Genomic DNA, 18,079 nt, shown 5'->3' with positions numbered 1-18,079 from the left:
ACATGATCATGACCACCATCAAGCTGCTTTCTGGCCGACCTTGGGCCCGTGTCTGGTCCCTTGCCGCCGGCTGCGCCGTCGCGCTTGCCGTACTGGCCGGCGGGGTTTCGCCGCTGCCGGCGCAATCCATTGCCTGCATGGTCAACGGCGAACCCATCACCAGTCTCGATATCGAGCAGCGTACTAAGCTCAACTTCCTGACCACGCGCAAACAGATGCCCCGGCAGGAAGTGCTCGACGAGCTGACCAACGAAAAGGTGAAGCTCAAGGAGGCCAAGAGGTATGGCGTCGATCCCACCGCCAGCGATGTCGATCAAGCCTATTCGGGAATGAGCCAGCGGATGCGTCTGTCGCCCGAACAGCTGACCAAATCCCTGGAGAGCCAGGGTGTCCGGCCGGAAACGCTGAAGGCCCGCCTCAAGGCCGAGATGGTATGGAGCAGCCTGGTGCGCGGCCGCTTCAAGGAGAGCCTGCAAGTCGGTGAGAAGGACGTCAACGACGCCGCCCAGGGAAGCGGCGAAACGACCCAGACCGATGCATTCGAATACAAGCTGCAGCCGATCGTGCTGATCGTGCCGCGCGGTTCGGCGTCTACGGCGGTTGACCTGCGGCGCAAGGAAGCGGAATCCCTGCGCGAGCGCGTCCAGACCTGCGAGCAGGCCAACTCCTACTTCAAGTCGATGCAGAATGCTGCGATCCGCGAGACGGTCACCAAGACTTCCGCCGACATTCCCGGCCCGCTTCGCGAGCTGCTGGACAAGACGCCGATCGGTCATTTGACCCCGCCCGAGATCACCAAACAGGGCGTGGAGATGGTGGCATTGTGCGACCGGAAACCGACCAAGATCGACACGCCGAAGAAGCGGGAAATCCGCGAAAAGATGTTCGCCCAGAAATACGAGACGAAGCAGAAAGCCTATCTGAACGACCTCCGCAAAGCCGCGATGATCGAATGTCGCTGATGGCCAGGCTCTGATGGCCCAGTCTCTGGAGACCAAGGCTCTGAAGACAGAGGTTCTGGGAACCAAGGCTCTCGCGCTGACATCCGGCGAGCCCGCGGGCATCGGCCCCGACATCGCCCTCGCAGCCTGGCTGCGGCGCAGCGAATTCAACCTTCCACCGTTCTATCTGCTCGGCGACCGCGCGTTCTTCGCCGGCCGCGCGAAAATCCTGGGATTGCAAGTCGAGCTTGCCGACGTCGCGCCCGAGGAAGCCGGCACGGCATTTGCGAAAGCGTTGCCCGTGGTGGCGACGGGCGAAATCGCAACCGCACGTCCCGGACAGCCCGACGATAGCAGCGCGACCGCTGCGCTGGCCTCGATTCGCCAGGCCGTCGACCATGTGAGGCGCGGTCGAGCCGCCTCCGTCGTCACGAACCCGATCGCCAAGAGCGTGCTGTACCGCGCCGGCTTCCGCCATCCCGGCCACACCGAGTTTCTCGCCGAGCTTGCCGCCGATGGCGGCCGCGCGCCGCAGCCGGTGATGATGCTGTGGTCGCCGGCGCTCGCCGTCGTTCCCGTCACCATCCATCTGTCGCTGCGCGAGGCGCTGGCCCAGCTCACGAGCGAGCTGATCGTGACGACCGCGCGGATTGCGGTCGCGGATCTCCAGGCGCATTTCGGCCTGGCCCGGCCGCGGCTCGCGATATCGGGCCTCAATCCGCATGCCGGCGAAGACGGTTCGCTCGGTCGCGAAGACATCGACATCGTGGCACCCGCCATCGAAACGCTGCGCACGGAGGGCATCGACGCCCGCGGCCCGTTGCCGGCGGATACCATGTTCCACGCCGCGGCCCGCGCCAGCTACGACTGCGCCATCTGCATGTATCACGACCAGGCGCTGATCCCGATCAAGACGATCGCGTTCGAGGACGCCGTCAACGTCACGCTGGGATTGCCGTTCATCCGGACCTCGCCGGACCACGGCACGGCCTTCGACATTGCCGGCACCGGCAAGGCCAACCCGTCGAGTCTCGCGGCAGCCTTGCGGCTCGCCGCGCGGATGGCGGCAACCAAGCCTTCATGAGCGCGATCGACGATCTGCCGCCGCTGCGCGACGTCATTCGCGAACACTCCCTGTCGGCACGCAAATCGCTCGGCCAGAACTTCCTGCTCGACCTCAACCTCACAGCGCGGATCGCGCGCGCCGCCGGTCCCCTCGAAGGCGCCACCATCATCGAGGTCGGCCCCGGCCCCGGCGGGCTGACGCGCGCGCTGCTGGCGCTGGGCGCGAAGCGCGTCATCGCGGTCGAGCGCGACGAGCGCGCGCTGGCCCCGCTCGATTATATCGCAAAACGTTATCCCGGCCGGCTCGAGATCGTGCACGCCGACGCGCAGCGTTTCGATCCCCGCCCGATGCTGGACGGCCAACGCGCAAAAATCGTCGCCAACCTGCCCTACAACATCGCGACCGCGCTATTGGTGGACTGGCTCTCGATCGAGCCATGGCCGCCCTGGTACGACATGATGGTACTGATGTTTCAGCGCGAGGTCGCCGAGCGCATCGTCGCGCAGGAGGATGACGAGGCGTATGGCCGGCTCGCGGTGCTCGCCAACTGGCGCGCTGAAACCAAAATCCTGTTCGACATTTCGCCGGCCGCGTTCGTGCCACAGCCCAAGGTGACCTCCTCGGTGGTGCGGCTGGTGCCGCGCAGCGCGCCTGCGCCATGCGACCGCCGCGCCCTCGAACAGGTGGCGGCCGCGGCCTTCGGCCAGCGCCGCAAGATGCTGCGGCAGAGCCTCAAATCGCTCTCCGTCGACCCGGCAAGGCTGGCCGAGGCCGCCGGGGTCGACGCCACAAGGCGGGCGGAGACCATTCCGGTCTCCGGCTTTGTTGCCATGGCCCGCGAATTGACCGATATACGAAGCACAAAAACCCAAACGCTCTGAAGAAACGTTTGCTCAAGGGAGATATTGCCATGGCGCTGATGCGTCGCCAGTCGCTGGTCAAGTTCGATGCGCCGTTGTGCGAAACCATCGTCGACACACCGAAGCCGCAGGGCCGCGAAGTCCTCGTCCGCATCGAACGCTGTGGGCTCTGCCATTCCGACTTGCACATCCAGGACGGCTACGCCGATTTGGGCGGCGGCAAAAGGCTCGACACCACGCGCGGCATGACGCTGCCGTTCACGCTCGGCCACGAGATCGCCGGCGTGGTCGATGAAGTCGGTCCCGATGCCCCGAAGGAGCTGATCGGAAAGAAGCAGGCGGTATTCCCCTGGATCGGCTGCGGACAGTGCCGCGACTGCGCCAATGGCGATGAAAACCTCTGCGTCAAACAGCGCTTCCTCGGCGTCTCGATCGACGGCGGCTTCGCCACCCACGTGCTGGTGCCCGACGCAAAGTATTTGCTGGATTACGATCCGTTGCCGGTCAACCAGGCGGCGACGCTGATGTGCTCGGGGGTGACCGCCTATGGCGCGCTGAAGCGGCTGGTTGACCGCCCGCGGCAGCGCAATCTGCTGCTGATCGGGCTCGGCGGCGTCGGCATGATGGGATTGTCATTTGCGCAGGCGATGTTCAAGCAGAACATCACGGTCGCGGATCTCTCGCCGGCCGCGCGCGAGACCGCGCTCAAGAACGGCGCCGCGGCGGCCTACGATCCGTCCGAGCCTGAGATCGTCAGGCGCATCCTGAAGGAGACCGAAGGCGGCTTCGACGGCGTGGTCGATTTCGCAGGCAATGAGAAATCGATGCAGTTCGCCGTTTCGACGGTCGCGCGCGGCGGCAAGGTCGTGGTGTCCGGCCTGATGGGCGGCAATTTCAGCCTGCCGATGGTGCAATGGGTCTACAAGCGCATGACCATCGAAGGTTTCATGGTCGGCACCCTCGCTGAGGCCAAGGAATTGATGGCGCTCGCCCGCGCCGGCAAGATCAAGCCGACGCCGATGAAGGAAGAGCCGATGGCCGACGTCCAGAAATGGATCGAGGAATTGCGGGCCGGAAAAGTCGTAGGAAGGATCGTGCTGAAGAACTGAGCGCAGCGCATCCGCATCGCTATACTCCGCAGGGCGGATTGGAGCCGAACGGGATCACGCAAGGCGCGGGCCCGATCGGCGTAATCCGCCACTAAAGTAGTCGCGGTTCCGGCCGTTCGTAAAATCCGGCGCGCTGCTCGCAATTGAGCCCGACCGGGCGATGGCAAAGCTGTCAAATTGCGGTCACCTCGGACGGCGCGCATTGATGCGTGCGACCAGACCCAATATCGTATGGTTCCATCTGTCGACTTCGCCGGAAGGAGGCCGCGTCATGAGCAGCGACTCTCAGCTTTCGAACCCACCGGGGTGGGACTGGACGTCCTGGATGAAGGGCCCCATGCCCAATCCTCTCGATTTTTTTGCGATGCCCCGGAATTTCATACAGCCCGTATTGCCCGGATGGTTCGGTATCGTGAACAACATCACCGAGCAGAATTCAAGCGCGCCTGATACCGAACGAGAGATTGTCGCCGCGCAGAGCTACGGTCGTCAGCTAGGCCGCGTCATGGATGCACTTGCCGTTGTCATTGCTGACTTGCCGAAGGAGCAGCAGGATGCACCGGCTTTCGAAGAATTCGCCAAGCTCCGTCGCGAGATCGATGGCATCAAGGCACAAGCTGCCGCCCGACGCCTCGACCGCATCGCAGCCGACCTCGCTACGCTGAAAGCGACGAAGCCGGAGGAATATGAGCGCCTCGCCGTGACGCTTCGCAAGGCGCTGGAGGGAGCATCATAGAGTCTTCAGCCCAGCCGACAGGCGGATGAGCGACAGCGTAATCCGCCGTCTCGCGAAGGCGCGAGTTCGGTCGCTGCTTATGACAGATACAGCAAGCTTGCGACTTGATCGAGCGCAAAGGCCAGCTGGCCTATCATGATGACAAGCGCAATCGCGAACAGATAGAGGCCGTAATACATTGCCGCGTCACCCAAAAATTCGAAGAAGGTTTACGCGGAAGCAAAATCGCAACTTGCAACGATGATTCGCCAACATGATTCAGCTCTGAATCGGCGTCAACCAGATTTTGGCCTTGTTTGCTGGGTTCGGACGAGTGAATCTTTTTTGCCACGCTGAGCGAAGCCGTTCAGACACGGCTTTGCAGAATTGCGCTTCTTGCCAGATCCCGGGCAGCGGGTCCCGCCTCGCGTGTCGAGCCCACCGATGCCGTCTAACTCACGCAGACAGGATCTTGAAGCCCCACCATACCACAGCGATAGCAGCGATGATGCAGGCAGCCGTCAGGGCGCGCTCCAGGACATGGACCTTCATTGTTTCCATCCCGTTTCTTAGCTACCCCGCGCGGAAGGTATGTGATTCCACAATATGTCGGCAACGTGGGGGTTGCCGAAAGAACGGGAATCGAAGCTTTCCCGGTGGACACGCTGGCACATGGACGGCAGATCCTCGCAAAGCGCATAACCCCCGCACGGCCAAATGGCTAAGATGGAACCTCCAATGGGCCAAGATGAAACCGGCACCAAAAGGGATCAGCCATGAAGCGCAAAAGCAAACTCACGATTGCGATAACCGCGGCAGGGCTTGCCGTCGTGGGCGGCGCGGCCGTTTACGCGCAGGACAAGTATTCGCTGAGTTCGCCAAGCGGAATAGCGTTCTCTGATTTTAGGGGATACGAGGACTGGGCGGTGGTCTCTTCCGCGCGGACCGACGAAGTGCTCAAGGTGATCGTCGCGAATCCGACCATGATCGAGGCCTACAAGGCCGGCGTTCCGAACAACGGGCAGCCTTTCCCGGATGGCTCCAAGATCGCGAAGCTTCAGTGGAAGCCCAAGAAGAGCACCGAGGCGCCGTTCGTCGTGGATGTGCCTGATGTCTTCACGCAGGCCTTCGTCATGGAAAAGGACAGCAAGCGGTTTCCGCAAAGCGGCGGATGGGGATACGCCCTGTTCAACTACGAAGCCGCCTCCGACAATTTCACGGCCGATCCCAGCCCCTCGGACTGCGGACATTCGTGCCACGTGGCAGTGAAGGCGAAGGACCACATCTTCCACCCGTATCAAAAGCGTTGACCCCCGTGCGAACGGTACTCAGGTCGGGGCAGCTCATTACGCGCCTAGGTTGACCGTGCGCTCAACCTGCCTGTGATGGTCACGACGGCGCGGCTGCCGGTGGCCGTGCCTTGTCGACGCCGCCGACGATCGCGAGCTTCATCGCCCACGCCACACGGTCCGTGGTCCAGTCGCTGTCGTGCAATCTGTGCTCATCCGCCGGGTCGACCATCCGGTCGAACGAAACCTGTTCAACCTCACTCATGCCCTTCATGAAGGCGAAGCGGCGGAACACATTGACGCCGGCGCCCCGCGCTAGGTCGCTGATCGCATCGACCATCGCGATCGCCCTGGCCTTCTTGGCCGGGGTCAGCACGGCCGGCACATATTGCAGGTCCATCAGGACGACGTCGGCCTGCGTCTGGTCGCGCAGTTCGACCAGTCCATCGCGGATGGCGCTGGTGGTTTCGTCAAAGGACGGAGGTGGAGGAACCGAGCTCGGGCTTTGCCAGATCGCATTCGTTCCGACCTGCCAGATCACCAGATCGGGCTTCTCGGCGATGACGTCGGTATGAAACCGCTGAAACTCGATCGGCGCTTCCTGGCCGCCGATTCCCTGATTGACCATCGTGATCTTCGCGTTGGGATATTGGGCCTGGAGTAATGCCAGCAGCCGCTCCGGATAGGGCCTGATACTGCCGTGGCCGACCGTCGACGACGAGCCGATCGCGACGATCTTGGCCCGTCCTCTGAGGCTCAGCGCAAAGTGCGTCAGGCCGTAATCGAACGGAACCGGCACAACCGGAATCTGTGAGGGATCGCTGTCCATGGGTCACCAGTTTGCTGCAGCCGAGACAACGCGGGTGAAGGAAGAATAGCGCCTCACAGCGAGATCGCCTAGCCGGGGAAGCGAGGCACGCCCGGCTCCGCAGGTCTGCCGCAAGGCTCGCAGCTCCAGCGAGACGTGTGAAACCGTATGGCGGGATGACGGAGATAGTGCGGGCATGTTGCTCCGAAAAGTGGAGGAGCGTCACAAGCGCCGCAGCCGCCTACTTCTTGTCGCGCGGCAGGAATGGCTTCAGCGGCCGCTTGATCGCGCCCGCGCAGGCACGGGTTGCGATCTTGCCGCCGTCGGTCCAAGTCTGCGTGCCCTTGAGCCTGGCGCTGCGCCGCACGAAGCTGCCGCTGTATTTTGCCTCGTACTGTCGGCTGCCGCTTTTCCAGCTGCCCTGAAGATTGATTTTCTGGCCATCGATCGTCCCCGTGCCCTGCTCCGCAGTGGCTTCGACGGCGGCGTTGCGCAGCCGCACCACATGATTGTAGCGCACGGCGCCACCGGAAATCGTGACCTCGATGGCCTCGCGCGTCTGCTGGCTGGTAAACGGCAGCTTGTCGCACACCATCGTGCCGCGATAGGTGGCGTCGAGCACTTCCGCCGCGACGGGCTTGCCCATCGCCGCCATCATCGCCGCCGCCAGCACCGCACGCCCCACCCGCACCATTGCCGCCCCCCGTGTGAGTTCTCGCTGCTTGCTGCCACCCGAGCCGACCAAAGCGCTCCCGCCGCTTCAATTTCAAGCGCATCGTACCGGGCTCAACCGGGTGCGTCGATAGCCGTTGCATGGAAGCGCGCTGAGGCCCGAAGCCAGTCTGGCACGGTCGGCGCGGTCAGCGCCGTTATGAAGCCCGAGCCGCGCCAGCGCTTGTTTGACCAAGGTGCGAGTTCATGAAGTTGCTGCGGCATCGGGGCGTATCACAGGATGGTTTGCTGCAGCCCGGCGGCGGATTACGCCTTCGGCTTCAATCCGCCCTACGGACCACCTAATTGCAAACCGTCTGCACTGACGCTCCAACGCGCATCGATTGGCATCTGGTTTGCGGAATGACCATAGGCTGGAGTACCGGCGCATCGGAAGCAGGAACAGGATTCATGCGAACAGGAGCGGCTACCGCCGCTCCTGCAGCGTTATCTGCAGCGTCGCGGCTTTATTACAGTAATAGTGCTGGACTGCACCCATGAGTGAGACAATCCAGCGAACTTTTAAACCCAAAACAAATTCGGGTTTGACCGACCATCAATCGCAAATTTAGTAAATTTTATGCATGTGCAAGCATTCGGCCGCGCCCCGCGTACAGACGCTCACAGATCCGCACAAGTCCGCACATCGCGACCGGCGGAATGCCTAACTGTGCTGCGAATGACGCTTGCGGCAATCCGGCACGTGACGCCTATTTCCTGTTGTGCGGCGATGACCCGAGGCTCTGCGGGTCGCGCCTGTGAACAAGGATTGCTGAAATTCCTCCATGAGTGCAACAGAGCCTGCCCCTCCCGTCTCCCTGCGACCTGTTACTTGGCCCATTTGGCTTGCCTGGGTGCTCGTCTCCGCGCTGACTCCAGTCTTCAGCACCATCTCCGCGACGGCCTTCGGCAAGCAAATCTCGCTGAATGCGGAGCACCCGGCACTGATCAATATTGGCATTCTGGGCGTTATCGCCTTCGCGGTACTGGCCCCTCCGATCATGCAGGGGCTCGTGCTCAAGCGTGTCCTGCTAAAGCTCAGCGTCGTATTCTGCTTCTTCTGCATCCTGCTGTCGGGCATCTTGTGGTTCGTGCTGATGTCAGGCCGGCACGGTCAGGGGCCGGCCCTGATCGAAGCCGGCTTCCAGACCCAATTCCAGCTTCAACGCGTAGCCCTCCCCCAGCGTCTGGCAGGCACGTTGAACGCGGCGCGCATGCTCGATCTGCCGTGGGGGCCGTTTCTGCTCTGGACGATCACGACCAGCGCGTTGACGTCGCTGATTCCGGCGTGGGCGCTCGGTTTTACATCCGGGCTGCGGCGAGCGACGTTGCTGTTCCTGGCGGCCTCCGTCGTCGGTGCGTGCGTCTCGGGTATCGCCGAGCAGCTCTACCAGATGACGATCGATCATCACCCTCTCAATGATTGGGGGCTCAACGGCCAGTCCTGGACACAGCGCTTTCACGCGCTCGCGGTACGCGCCGGCGTCGGCGCGGTCTGGGGCGCGACCACGGCGATTTTCGTGGTCGCGATGACCCGCCGATTGGCGGAGACAAGCACGCCGCAGGCCCGGCTTTTCGCGCCCCATCGTGCCGGCGGATTGGCATTGTTGCTGATCGCTCCGTTGCAGATTGCCGTGCTGGCGCCGTTCGTCGGTCACCTCGCAGGACCGCGCGGCGTTGTTGCCGGCGCGCCGGAGCTACGCAGGGCCCTATCGCTGGCGCCATCGCGGGACAGCTCGCAGGGCGAGACGGTTCTCGCCTATTCCCATGACGTCGCGATTCCTGTTGCCCGCATGGCTGCCTCCGTGATCGCCCCGGACGGACGGAGTGCGATTGTCCGCACCGTCGACCACACGCTGGTGCAGGTGGATCTCGCGACCGGCCATGCGTTGCGGCAATTGGCCGGTGCGCTTGCACCGTTGGAGCGTTATGCCATCGTCTGGAGCCCGGACGGCCGCTACCTCGCGCTTCGCAGCGACGGCGCGGAGGTGCCAATCCCGAACACCCATTATATGCGGCATCAGAGCCGCGTACGGCTCTACGCCCTGCCGGTGATGACCTTGGCCGGAGAGTTCTCGAACAGCGAGGATACCTGTTTCGACGTCTACGCCCGCGAGCCAATGCTGTTTTCCAATGATAGCAAGAGCCTGTGGCTCGTGTGCAGCCAGCATTACGAGCCAAAACCCGACGATCCGATGGCCATACGGCTCGATGTGCCTACGATGCAGGCGCTCGATATCCGTCGCCATGGTGAAGGTGCGGAGAGTGGCGAGACCAGAGGGCTCGAACGGATCGGCGACAGCGTGTGGTCATGGCAATTCCCTTACGGCGGCAAACCGTTTCGGATTCGCGATCTGACACACGACCGGGAGATCGTGACGGTATCGATGCCCATGGATCTGATCGGCAAGCTGACCGCGCAGAGAGATCAAAGTCAGATGGATGAGAAAGCCATCCGGTTGAAATTTTGCGGCGTGCTGCCGGGCGCACCGAGCGACACCGATCCGGCATACTGGATATGCCGAACGCTGAGTTTCGAGACACGGACCGGAGCGCTGATCGGCAGCGCCGATGAAGGCGATCGCCGTAGTCCAGACCCTGCAACTAGTCTGCCGAGGAGTGTTCTGACGGGCCATGGCCTGCGCGTCGAGGCATTCTGGCGGGAAGACACCAAGACCGGCGAGATCGTCGTGCGCGACAGTGCCACCGGCCGCGAGCGGCAACGGATCGTCTCGATCGCACAACGCCCCGTGCAAGTGTCAGCCGATGGCGTCTGGCTGATGACGGTCGCCGTTCATGGAGGCGCGCTGAGGCTGTATCGCATCCACCTGTGATCGCGCGCCTATTTTTCAAGAATGACGGTGACACCCAATATCCGCGTCGCCCGCTCATACGATTTTCTCCGGGCGCCCCGATCACTGATTTGCCTTACACGGCAAGAAACTTATTTCTCACCCACTCAAAATTTTTCGCTTAACGCGGCACCCAAATCAAACCTACAACTCCCGCCATCCTGTCCCGAGAAGAGGGGCGTTGGCCATCGTCACGAACGTTGGGACGGGTTGCGGTGGACGCGGCAGCGTCGGACGCGAGGTGTGTTCGCAGGGCGGGTCTTCCGTGAGCGGACATGGCGCGCAGACGGACGGCGCTTAAACGCCTCGGTCGAAACTTCTTCCGGCAGCATGCGGGCCGGTCGAGGCGTATGACTTGAGGAAGCTGCGAACGGCAAAACCGTGTGGTCCTGGCACCCGTGGCTGGTGTCAAGCTGATGGAGATTGTCGGGCCCGACCGGGCCTTCGATCGATCGCCAATCCGTCGGCGACGGAGGCCAGAGGAATTCGGCTCCGGGGAGAGCGCGGCATAAGCCGTAAAACCATTGCGCAGGGAAGGCCGGGTGTTCCGGCGCACCTGCGGTCCGCCGCGTGCATCTTGTGCGCACGACTGCGGGTGTCATGGGCACCCGGCTTTCCCTGCGCCCTCTGCTTTCAAGAGGGTACCGTAGATCGCATAACTTCGGGCGCAACGCGCCGCGAGATCGCCATGTCGTATCCGATAGTTGGCCCACACCAATTGAAAACAACTGACGCGTATCGGGGCACCGGCATACCCTGCCCCGTCAGCCCCTTGTTTGCGACACTGCCCCGCTTTTCGCAGTGCGCGCCGCCTGATAATCTGCCGTCATTTCATTAAGGGCTTTTTTTGATATGGGCGGGGATTTCAGCGGGAAAATCTGGAAAATCGCAACCTTGGCGGCAGGGCTGGCGCTCACCCTCGCAGCACCCGCCGCCGCGGAAAAGCGCGTCGCGCTGGTCATCGGCAATTCCGCCTATCAAAACGTCACCCGGCTCGATAATCCCCGCAACGATGCGGCGCTGATGGCCGAGACGCTCGGCACGCTCGGCTTCACGCTGATCGGCGGCCGCGCGCAGCTCGATCTCGACAAGCCGGCGATGGATCTGGCCGTGCAGAATTTCGGCCGCCAGGTTCAGGGCGCCGACGTCGCGCTGTTCTATTATGCCGGCCACGGCGTGCAGGTCTCCGGCGCGAACTATCTCGTTCCGGTCAGCGCCAACCCGACGCGCGAGGCCGATGTCGATTTCCAGATGGTGGACGTCAACCTCGTGCTGCGCCAGATGCAGGGCTCGGGCACGCGTCTCAACATGGTGATCCTCGATGCCTGCCGGAACAACCCGTTCGGCGCCCGCGGATTGCGCGCCTCCGACGGCGGCCTCGCGCAGATGCGCGCCCCGGAGGGCACGCTGATTTCTTACGCGACGCAGCCCGGCAATGTCGCGCTCGACGGCACCGACGGCCACAGCCCCTATACAAAAGCGCTGGCCGGGACAATCAAGCAGGCCGGGCTCGACATCTTCCAGACCTTCAACCAGGTCGGCCTCGCCGTGAAGCGCCAGACCGGCGGATCGCAACAGCCCTGGGTGTCCTCCTCGCCAATTGACGGCAATTTCTATTTCGTGGCCCCTGCCCCGGCCGCGTCGTCGCAACAGCTCGCGGTCGCGCCACAGCCCGACCCGCCGGCCTCGACGCTGCGTCCCGATCCCGATCGTATACCGATCAGGGATCCCGTGCTGCTGCGCGAATTGAGCGACCGACTGTTCGAGTTGAATTACGACCCGGAGCCGCTGGACGGCAAGAACGGCATGCGCCTGGCGATCTCCAAGTTTCAGGACAAGGTCAAGATGACGCCGAATGGTGAAGCCACCGAAGGTGTGCTGACGCGGCTGCGCAAGATGGACGATCTGAAACCGTGGGCCTCGATCGTCTACGGGCCTGACGGCGACAAATGGGGAATGTCATGGAATCACGCTTCGCGCCGGGCGGCCATCGACGACGCCCGCAGCAAGTGCGGCGCCAACAAATGTCCGATGGAGTTGAGTTTCTATGGCTCCCGATGCGGCGCGTTCGCGATCTCGGACGCGTCGTGGTCGCTGATTCAGCGCGACACCGTTCAGCTGGCCAGGAAGGCGGCGCTTGACGAGTGCGGCAAGGCTGGCAAATCCTGTCGCATTATTGGCGCGGTCTGTGCCGACGGGTCCGGCCGCTAGATTTTTTTGTTCGCGATATTGGAAGCACCTGCTCATGCAAACTGCCATTCGACGTTCGATCCCGCTCCTTGCCCTGTTAATCCCGCTGCTGTGTGGCTCCGGCCTTGCTTATGCCCAATCCGGCAGTGCCGGCGGCAGCATCGGCAACGATGAAAAATCGCTGTCAGGTTCACGCTCGGGCGAATCCTCAAAACCCGCGCGACGCAACGAGGGCGAGCCGGACGAACCGCGCCGCGCCGGACGCAAGAGCGGTGGAGGTGGCGGCAACAATTTCGATGGCGCCTGGATCGTCAGCGGCGTCGGCGTGACCTGTCAGGGCACCAGCAGCAACGCGGTCGTCGTCACCAGCGGCAAGATTATCGGTCAGACCGCCCGGGGCACCGTCAGTCCCGACGGGCGGGTGTACGGCACCTCCACCGGCAATGGCATCACGGTCATCACCACCGGCCGCCTGTCCGGCCGCAGCGGCGGCGGAACGTTCCGGCAGTCCGACGGCTGCACCGGAAGATGGACGGCATCGAAGCAATAGCGCGGTGGCTCGCCACGGCCGGGAAATATTTGGAACAGGTCATGATGGAATACGTGGCTCAACGTTCGATCGGAATTTGCCTCTGCCCGCTCCTGATCTCGGTCGCCATATCAGGCGCGGCGCTGGCGCAATCCGGCAGCGCCGGCGGCAGCATCGGCAACGACGAAAAATCTCTGTCCGGTTCGCGCGAGAAGCCGCGCTCGGCCGAACCTTCCAAGGCGGCGCGGCGCGCCAATCCCGACTCCGACGAGCCGCGCCGCGCATCGCGCCGAAGCGGGGGCGAAGGCTCCGGCGGTGGCGGCGGCAATTTCGACGGCTCATGGGTTGCCGTTGCCGTGGGCACGCCTTGCGGTAGCAGCACCGAGAGATTTGTCATCTCCGGTGGCAGGATTTCGGGCGACTTGAGCTCCGGATCGGTCAGCCCCAATGGCGCCACCAGGACCGGGGGATCGGTGCAGGGTTTGAGCTGGACCAGTACCGGCCGTTTCTCGGCCCGCAACGGCTCCGGTTCCTTCGTGCGATCGGACGGATGTACCGGACGCTGGACAGCTTCTAAACAGTAGCCGACAGGCCGTCGGAAAGCCCCTGTTTTTCGCTGGTTTTTCGAGGGTTTAGGCCGGCCTCAATTGAGGCGACCGGCTGGCCCCAATTATACCCCATATGCTCCGAAATTGCGGCTCATTGCCACCCAAGTCTCTGACCAGATTAAGGACGTCGAGAGTCGTGTTGCGTTGCGTTGCCGGGGTTGTGCATGTCGAACCGTTCCGTGAAATTCGCTCCGGCGCTGTTTGCCGGTGTTGTGGCGGGAGCCAATCTGGCCGCCATGACGGATCTCCGGGCCCAGGTCATTTCAACAACTGCGGAAGCCGCCACGCAAGCGCCTCAGGCTGGCGCGGACAGCTGCCTGTCGGCGCCGAAGGGCGCGACTCCCTCGGGCAGCCATTGGTACTATCGCATCGACCGCGTCACCAAACGTCAGTGCTGGTATCTCCGGGAGGAGAGCGACGCGGCCGACGACAAGTTCGCGCGCGCCGCGCCGCCGGCTTCGGCGCCAGCCGCAACCTCTCCGCCAGCCGCAGCTTCGGCAGCAGAGGAGCCGGCGTCGCCGCAGCAACGAACGATCACGCGCAAGTCGATCGCCGACGCGCGTGCCGAATGGGTTTCCCAGCAACCCCGCGCCGAACCAAATTCGCCCGCCAGAGTCGAACGAGCGGTTGCGGCGGCTCCCGCCCCGGCCGTGCAAAATAATCCGCGCGCAGCCATGCCGAACGTGCTGGCGCCGGCGCCGCTGTCTTCGATGCGATGGAATGACGCTCCCACCGCGACGCGCACTTCACTCAATTCAACCGATCTCCAGGTCGCCGCCGCCAGCCCGCCCGCAGCCCAGCCGCCGCAGGCCGAGGCAGTGCAGCAGCCCGCGGTCGATCAAGTTATGCCCGTCGCCGCAGCGGACGCGGCGGCGGCAAAGCCGACCGCATCGCTGCAGAAGCTGCTTCTGGTCATGGCCGCAGCCCTCGCGCTGGCCGGCCTCACGGTCAGCGCGATCGTGCGGATCGGCCGCATGCGGGCACGTCGCGCCATGCGCCGCAAGCGCCGCGCGATGTGGGATTCCGCAAAGACAAAGCGGCGTTCGCCGCAACCGATGTTCCGCGACGAGGACGCCGGGCTGCGGCGCACCGGAGGGGTGTCCAATCCACGCGTGCCGCAGGACCGGACGCGCGCGCCTCAGGAGCGTGCACGCGTACCGCAAGAGCGGCCGCGGGTACCCCAAGAGCGGACGCGCGTGCCTCAGGAACGGACGACGCGCGTGCCGCAGGAGCGGCCACGCCCGCCCCAGGAGCGGCGGCACGTGCCCCAGGATCGGGAGCAGGAACTGCAGGTGACGGAAATGCTGTCCCGGCTCGCCCGCAGCGCGCAGAACTGACGGAGGCGGAAGCGGCGGCTATTTTTCCAGCTGACGCTGCAGCTTGCGAACGAACTCGGTCAGGCCGGTACGGCGCTCACGCTTGAGCCGCTCGGCCTTGAGGATCGACTGCACCTCGGCGAACGCGTCATCGACGCTATGGTTGACGACGATATAGTCGTATTCCGCCCAGTGACTGAGTTCGTGGGTGGCGCGGCTCATGCGGCCGCGAATGACCTCATCGGAATCCTGTGCGCGCGTGTGCAGCCGCTTCTCCAGATCGGCGGCCGATGGCGGCAGGATGAACACCCGGACGACATCGACGCTCGCCTTCTGATGCAGCTGCTGGGTGCCCTGCCAGTCGATGTCGAATAAAACGTCCTGTCCCGCCGATAATGCCGCTTCGACCGGCGCACGCGGCGTCCCGTAAAGATTGTCGAACACTGTCGCCCATTCGAGCAATTCGCCCTGCTTCACCATCGTTTCGAATCTGGGCTTGTCGACAAAGAAATAGTCGCGGCCCTCGACCTCGCCAGGTCGCATCGGACGCGTCGTCGCTGAAACTGACATCTTCAGGCCCGGCTCGCGCTCAAGCAGCAAGCGAGACAGCGTGGTCTTGCCCGCGCCCGAAGGCGACGACAGCACGAACATCAGCCCTCGCCGTTCCACCCCGTCGAAACCTCCAGCCGTCATCGGTTACTCCAGGTTCTGAACCTGCTCACGGAATTGCTCGACCACGTTCTTCATCTCGAGCCCGGTCTGGGTCAATTCCAGATCGTTCGATTTGGAGCAGCAGGTGTTGACCTCGCGGTTGAATTCCTGGGCGAGGAAGTCGAGCCGCCGGCCGACCGGTCCGCCCTTGCCGATCATCTCACGGGCCTGCGCGACATGCGAAGCGATGCGGTCGAGCTCTTCGCGGATGTCGGCCCTGGTCGCGATCAGGATCGCTTCCTGATTGAGCCGGTCGGAATCGAAGCGTTCGGAAGTCTCCAGCAGCGCCGCCACCTGTTCGGCCAGCCGCGCCCTGATCGCCTCCGGCTTGCGGCCGGGTGCGGCCTCGGCCTTTTTCGCCAGCTTCTCGATTTCATCCATGCGCTGGATCAGGATTTGCCCAAGCGTCACGCCTTCGCGGCGGCGCATTTCGGCCAGTTGAGCGAGCGCCTGCTCGAAGGCTGTGGCTGCCGCATCCTTTGCTGCCTTGTCTTCCGCCTCGTCGCTTTCGGGTTCGACGACTTCGATGACGCCCTTGATGCCGAGCAGCCCATCGATGCTCGGCGCCACCGCGTCGATCCTGCCGGCGAGTTCGCCCGCGACCTTCACGATCGAGGCCAGCACGTCTTCATTGATGCGTATGGTCGAGACTGCGTTGGCGCGCTTGACGCTGAGGTTGGCGTAGACCGTGCCCCGCGACAGCACCTCGCCGGCGCGTTTCTTGGCAAAGGCCTCAAGTTCGTCCCAGCCGGGCGGCAGGCGCAAGCGCAGGTCAAAGCCCTTGGCGTTGACGGACTTCAGTTCCCATTCGAACGTATAGGTGCCGCTGGCGCCGTGGCTCCGGGCAAAACCGGTCATGCTCGATAGCGCCATCGCGTAATACTCTCCGAAAGACAGGGATTTCGAGACTCGAAAGGAACGGCGCGACCTTAAGCCGATTTCCGCCAAAGTGGAATTACGTTCCGGCTATAGCGGAAATACCGACTTAACTGGCCGGCGTCAGCGCTGAACCACCGCCGGCGTCGTGGTCGATTGCGCGGCACCCTGGCGGGCGGGTGCCGTCGCGGGCGCAGGCGTAGGCGCCGCAGGACGGGCGGGCGGCTTTTTCGCCGGTGCCCCCGGCCGCGGCGTGGTCGCGGTTGGATTGGTATCGGCCGGTCCTCCGGCCGCCGTCGGCGGCGGCGCATCCTCTGACGGTTCGACGGTGTCGTTCTGAATCTGCTTTTCGAGCGCCCGCAGCTTGACGACGTTCTTCTGGTGCTGGTCGTAGGTCTCGGTGAAGGTGTGTCCACCGGTGCCGTCGGCGACAAAGAAGAGGTCGCGCGTGCGCGCCGGATTGGCGGCGGCTTCGAGCGAGGCGCGGCCCGGATTGGCGATCGGTCCGGGCGGCAGGCCTTCGATGACATAAGTGTTGTAGGGCGACGGCTGCGTGATTTCGGAACGCTTGATCGGCCGGCCCAGCGTTCCCTTGCCGCCGACGAGGCCATAGATGATGGTCGGGTCGGACTGCAGTTTGATCCGCTGCCGCAGGCGATTGGTGAAAACGGCGGCGACGCGGCTGCGCTCGTCGGCGCGGCCGGTTTCCTTCTCGATAATCGAGGCCAGTGTAATGAGCTGCTCCGGCGACTTGACCAGAACGTCCGGATTGCGGCGTTCCCAGATCTCCGCGAGCACCCGCTTCTGGGTCTGCTGCATGCGCTGGATCACCTGCTCGCGCGTCGTGCCGCGCGGGAATTTGTAGGTTTCGGGCAGCAGCGTGCCTTCGCGCGGCATTTCCCGCACCGAGCCCGCGAAGATGTCGTTGTCGACGAGCCGCCCGACGATCTGCTCGGACGTCAGGCCTTCAGGGATCGTGACGGAGTGCTGCACCACCTTGCCCTCGACGATGGTGGCGATGACATCGCGCAGGCTGGCTTTCTTCTGGAAGGAATATTCGCCCGGCTTGAGGTCGGAACTTGCCTTGAGCGCAAACACGCCGCCGATGAATACCCAGGGATTGACGTTGATCACGCCCTCGCGCAGCAGCGCGTCGGCGATGTCGCGCTTGCCGGCTCGCGAGGGAATGTTGACGATCTTGTCGTCCTGCAGCGGGCCGGGGGTCTCCAGCATCTGCCTGCCGTAATAGTACACCGTTGCGGCCCCGATCATCAGAATGATCAGGATGGTGATGATGGCATTGCCGACCACCACGAAAGGATTGCGGGCGCGCTCCGACCGCCTCGGCGGCGGCGGCACCTGCTCGGGCTCCAGCGCGGCGCGCGGACTTCGCGGTGAAATGGGCGGCCTCTCACTCATCGATGCAACCTGAATCCTGTCGGTTCAATCGCGGCCGGACAATTCCCTTGCCCAGCCGATAGCACACGCCCGCATGTAG

Annotated in this window: 16 protein-coding genes; 10 read left to right on the top strand and 6 right to left on the bottom strand. The window is 63.7% G+C overall.

All coding sequences use genetic code 11. The features are described 5' to 3' along the window. The first annotated feature begins 8 nt into the window (after positions 1-8). The 6 genes from ACPPVP_RS20700 to ACPPVP_RS20675 all read left to right on the top strand — a co-directional run bounded on the left by ACPPVP_RS20700 (position 9) and on the right by ACPPVP_RS20675 (position 6,001). Positions 9-962, top strand: coding sequence for a SurA N-terminal domain-containing protein (locus tag ACPPVP_RS20700; protein ID WP_426537580.1), 954 nt, complete (start codon positions 9-11; stop codon positions 960-962). A gap of 13 nt (positions 963-975) precedes the next feature. Next, a complete protein-coding gene (pdxA, locus tag ACPPVP_RS20695; RefSeq protein WP_426537578.1) occupies positions 976-2,025 on the top strand; it encodes a 4-hydroxythreonine-4-phosphate dehydrogenase PdxA in 1,050 nt (349 codons plus the stop codon). Further along, complete coding sequence (gene rsmA / locus ACPPVP_RS20690; RefSeq protein WP_426537576.1) at positions 2,022-2,888, top strand: 16S rRNA (adenine(1518)-N(6)/adenine(1519)-N(6))-dimethyltransferase RsmA; 867 nt, start codon at positions 2,022-2,024, stop codon at positions 2,886-2,888. Before pdxA ends, rsmA begins: the two co-directional genes overlap by 4 nt. Positions 2,889-2,917: 29 nt before the next feature. Next, positions 2,918-3,976 carry an alcohol dehydrogenase gene (locus tag ACPPVP_RS20685; RefSeq protein WP_426537574.1) on the top strand — a complete coding sequence of 353 codons (1,059 nt, stop codon included), beginning with the start codon at positions 2,918-2,920 and terminating at the stop codon, positions 3,974-3,976. 271 nt (positions 3,977-4,247) lie between these two features. Beyond that, positions 4,248-4,712: a hypothetical protein gene (locus ACPPVP_RS20680; protein WP_426537572.1), complete on the top strand. Its 465-nt coding sequence runs from the start codon at positions 4,248-4,250 to the stop codon at positions 4,710-4,712. A 755-nt stretch (positions 4,713-5,467) separates the two neighbouring features. Further along, positions 5,468-6,001, top strand: a complete 534-nt coding sequence (locus tag ACPPVP_RS20675; protein WP_426537570.1) for a cytochrome P460 family protein — start codon at positions 5,468-5,470, stop codon at positions 5,999-6,001. 79 nt (positions 6,002-6,080) lie between these two features. Here ACPPVP_RS20675 and ACPPVP_RS20670 read toward each other — a convergent pair whose 3' ends face one another. Together ACPPVP_RS20670 and ACPPVP_RS20665 are read right to left on the bottom strand one after the other, a co-directional pair. Then, positions 6,081-6,809, bottom strand: a complete 729-nt coding sequence (locus ACPPVP_RS20670; RefSeq protein ID WP_426537568.1) for an SGNH/GDSL hydrolase family protein — start codon at positions 6,807-6,809, stop codon at positions 6,081-6,083. Between the two features lie 220 nt (positions 6,810-7,029). Further along, positions 7,030-7,482 (bottom strand): hypothetical protein, encoded by a 453-nt coding sequence (locus ACPPVP_RS20665; protein WP_426537566.1) that lies wholly within the window; start codon positions 7,480-7,482, stop codon positions 7,030-7,032. A gap of 802 nt (positions 7,483-8,284) precedes the next feature. On the opposite strand from ACPPVP_RS20665, the gene ACPPVP_RS20660 reads away from it, so the two are divergent. From ACPPVP_RS20660 to ACPPVP_RS20650, 3 genes are all read left to right on the top strand, one after another. Continuing rightward, positions 8,285-10,333: a hypothetical protein gene (locus tag ACPPVP_RS20660; protein ID WP_426537564.1), complete on the top strand. Its 2,049-nt coding sequence runs from the start codon at positions 8,285-8,287 to the stop codon at positions 10,331-10,333. Positions 10,334-11,203: 870 nt separating this feature from the next. Continuing rightward, positions 11,204-12,562, top strand: a complete 1,359-nt coding sequence (locus ACPPVP_RS20655) for a caspase family protein (protein ID WP_426537562.1) — start codon at positions 11,204-11,206, stop codon at positions 12,560-12,562. A gap of 34 nt (positions 12,563-12,596) precedes the next feature. Beyond that, on the top strand, positions 12,597-13,091 hold the full coding sequence (locus ACPPVP_RS20650) for a hypothetical protein (RefSeq protein WP_426537560.1): 495 nt from the start codon (positions 12,597-12,599) through the stop codon (positions 13,089-13,091). Positions 13,092-13,149: 58 nt separating this feature from the next. Here ACPPVP_RS20650 and ACPPVP_RS20645 read toward each other — a convergent pair whose 3' ends face one another. Further along, positions 13,150-13,590, bottom strand: coding sequence for a hypothetical protein (locus tag ACPPVP_RS20645; protein WP_426537558.1), 441 nt, complete (start codon positions 13,588-13,590; stop codon positions 13,150-13,152). A 252-nt stretch (positions 13,591-13,842) separates the two neighbouring features. On the opposite strand from ACPPVP_RS20645, the gene ACPPVP_RS20640 reads away from it, so the two are divergent. Continuing rightward, complete coding sequence (locus ACPPVP_RS20640) at positions 13,843-15,015, top strand: hypothetical protein (RefSeq protein ID WP_426537556.1); 1,173 nt, start codon at positions 13,843-13,845, stop codon at positions 15,013-15,015. 18 nt (positions 15,016-15,033) lie between these two features. On the opposite strand, the gene gmk is transcribed toward ACPPVP_RS20640, so the two are convergent. The 3 genes from gmk to mltG form a co-directional block, all read right to left on the bottom strand. After that, positions 15,034-15,687 carry a guanylate kinase gene (gmk, locus tag ACPPVP_RS20635; protein WP_426537554.1) on the bottom strand — a complete coding sequence of 218 codons (654 nt, stop codon included), beginning with the start codon at positions 15,685-15,687 and terminating at the stop codon, positions 15,034-15,036. A gap of 3 nt (positions 15,688-15,690) precedes the next feature. Continuing rightward, entirely contained in the window at positions 15,691-16,578 is an 888-nt protein-coding gene (locus ACPPVP_RS20630; protein ID WP_426537552.1) for a YicC/YloC family endoribonuclease, read from the bottom strand. A gap of 126 nt (positions 16,579-16,704) precedes the next feature. Further along, positions 16,705-18,000: an endolytic transglycosylase MltG gene (gene mltG, locus ACPPVP_RS20625; RefSeq protein WP_426537550.1), complete on the bottom strand. Its 1,296-nt coding sequence runs from the start codon at positions 17,998-18,000 to the stop codon at positions 16,705-16,707. Positions 18,001-18,079 lie beyond the last annotated feature (79 nt).

The sequence above is a fragment of the Bradyrhizobium sp. McL0615 genome (assembly GCF_049993905.1).
Taxonomy (GTDB): Bacteria; Pseudomonadota; Alphaproteobacteria; order Rhizobiales; family Xanthobacteraceae; genus Bradyrhizobium.
The sequence above is the reverse complement of the archived record's forward strand: the minus strand, read 5'-3'. Positions and strand labels throughout refer to the sequence as shown.

Bases quoted from the DNA above. Each gene is read 5' to 3' on its own strand.
- ACPPVP_RS20700 (WP_426537580.1), top strand. From the start codon at position 9: ATGACCACCATCAAGCTGCTTTCTGGCCGACCTTGGGCCCGTGTCTGG.
- pdxA (WP_426537578.1), top strand. From the start codon at position 976: ATGGCCCAGTCTCTGGAGACCAAGGCTCTGAAGACAGAGGTTCTGGGA.
- rsmA (WP_426537576.1), top strand. From the start codon at position 2,022: ATGAGCGCGATCGACGATCTGCCGCCGCTGCGCGACGTCATTCGCGAA.
- ACPPVP_RS20685 (WP_426537574.1), top strand. From the start codon at position 2,918: ATGGCGCTGATGCGTCGCCAGTCGCTGGTCAAGTTCGATGCGCCGTTG.
- ACPPVP_RS20680 (WP_426537572.1), top strand. From the start codon at position 4,248: ATGAGCAGCGACTCTCAGCTTTCGAACCCACCGGGGTGGGACTGGACG.
- ACPPVP_RS20675 (WP_426537570.1), top strand. From the start codon at position 5,468: ATGAAGCGCAAAAGCAAACTCACGATTGCGATAACCGCGGCAGGGCTT.
- ACPPVP_RS20670 (WP_426537568.1), bottom strand. From the start codon at position 6,809: ATGGACAGCGATCCCTCACAGATTCCGGTTGTGCCGGTTCCGTTCGAT.
- ACPPVP_RS20665 (WP_426537566.1), bottom strand. From the start codon at position 7,482: ATGGTGCGGGTGGGGCGTGCGGTGCTGGCGGCGGCGATGATGGCGGCG.
- ACPPVP_RS20660 (WP_426537564.1), top strand. From the start codon at position 8,285: ATGAGTGCAACAGAGCCTGCCCCTCCCGTCTCCCTGCGACCTGTTACT.
- ACPPVP_RS20655 (WP_426537562.1), top strand. From the start codon at position 11,204: ATGGGCGGGGATTTCAGCGGGAAAATCTGGAAAATCGCAACCTTGGCG.
- ACPPVP_RS20650 (WP_426537560.1), top strand. From the start codon at position 12,597: ATGCAAACTGCCATTCGACGTTCGATCCCGCTCCTTGCCCTGTTAATC.
- ACPPVP_RS20640 (WP_426537556.1), top strand. From the start codon at position 13,843: ATGTCGAACCGTTCCGTGAAATTCGCTCCGGCGCTGTTTGCCGGTGTT.
- gmk (WP_426537554.1), bottom strand. From the start codon at position 15,687: ATGACGGCTGGAGGTTTCGACGGGGTGGAACGGCGAGGGCTGATGTTC.
- ACPPVP_RS20630 (WP_426537552.1), bottom strand. From the start codon at position 16,578: ATGGCGCTATCGAGCATGACCGGTTTTGCCCGGAGCCACGGCGCCAGC.
- mltG (WP_426537550.1), bottom strand. From the start codon at position 18,000: ATGAGTGAGAGGCCGCCCATTTCACCGCGAAGTCCGCGCGCCGCGCTG.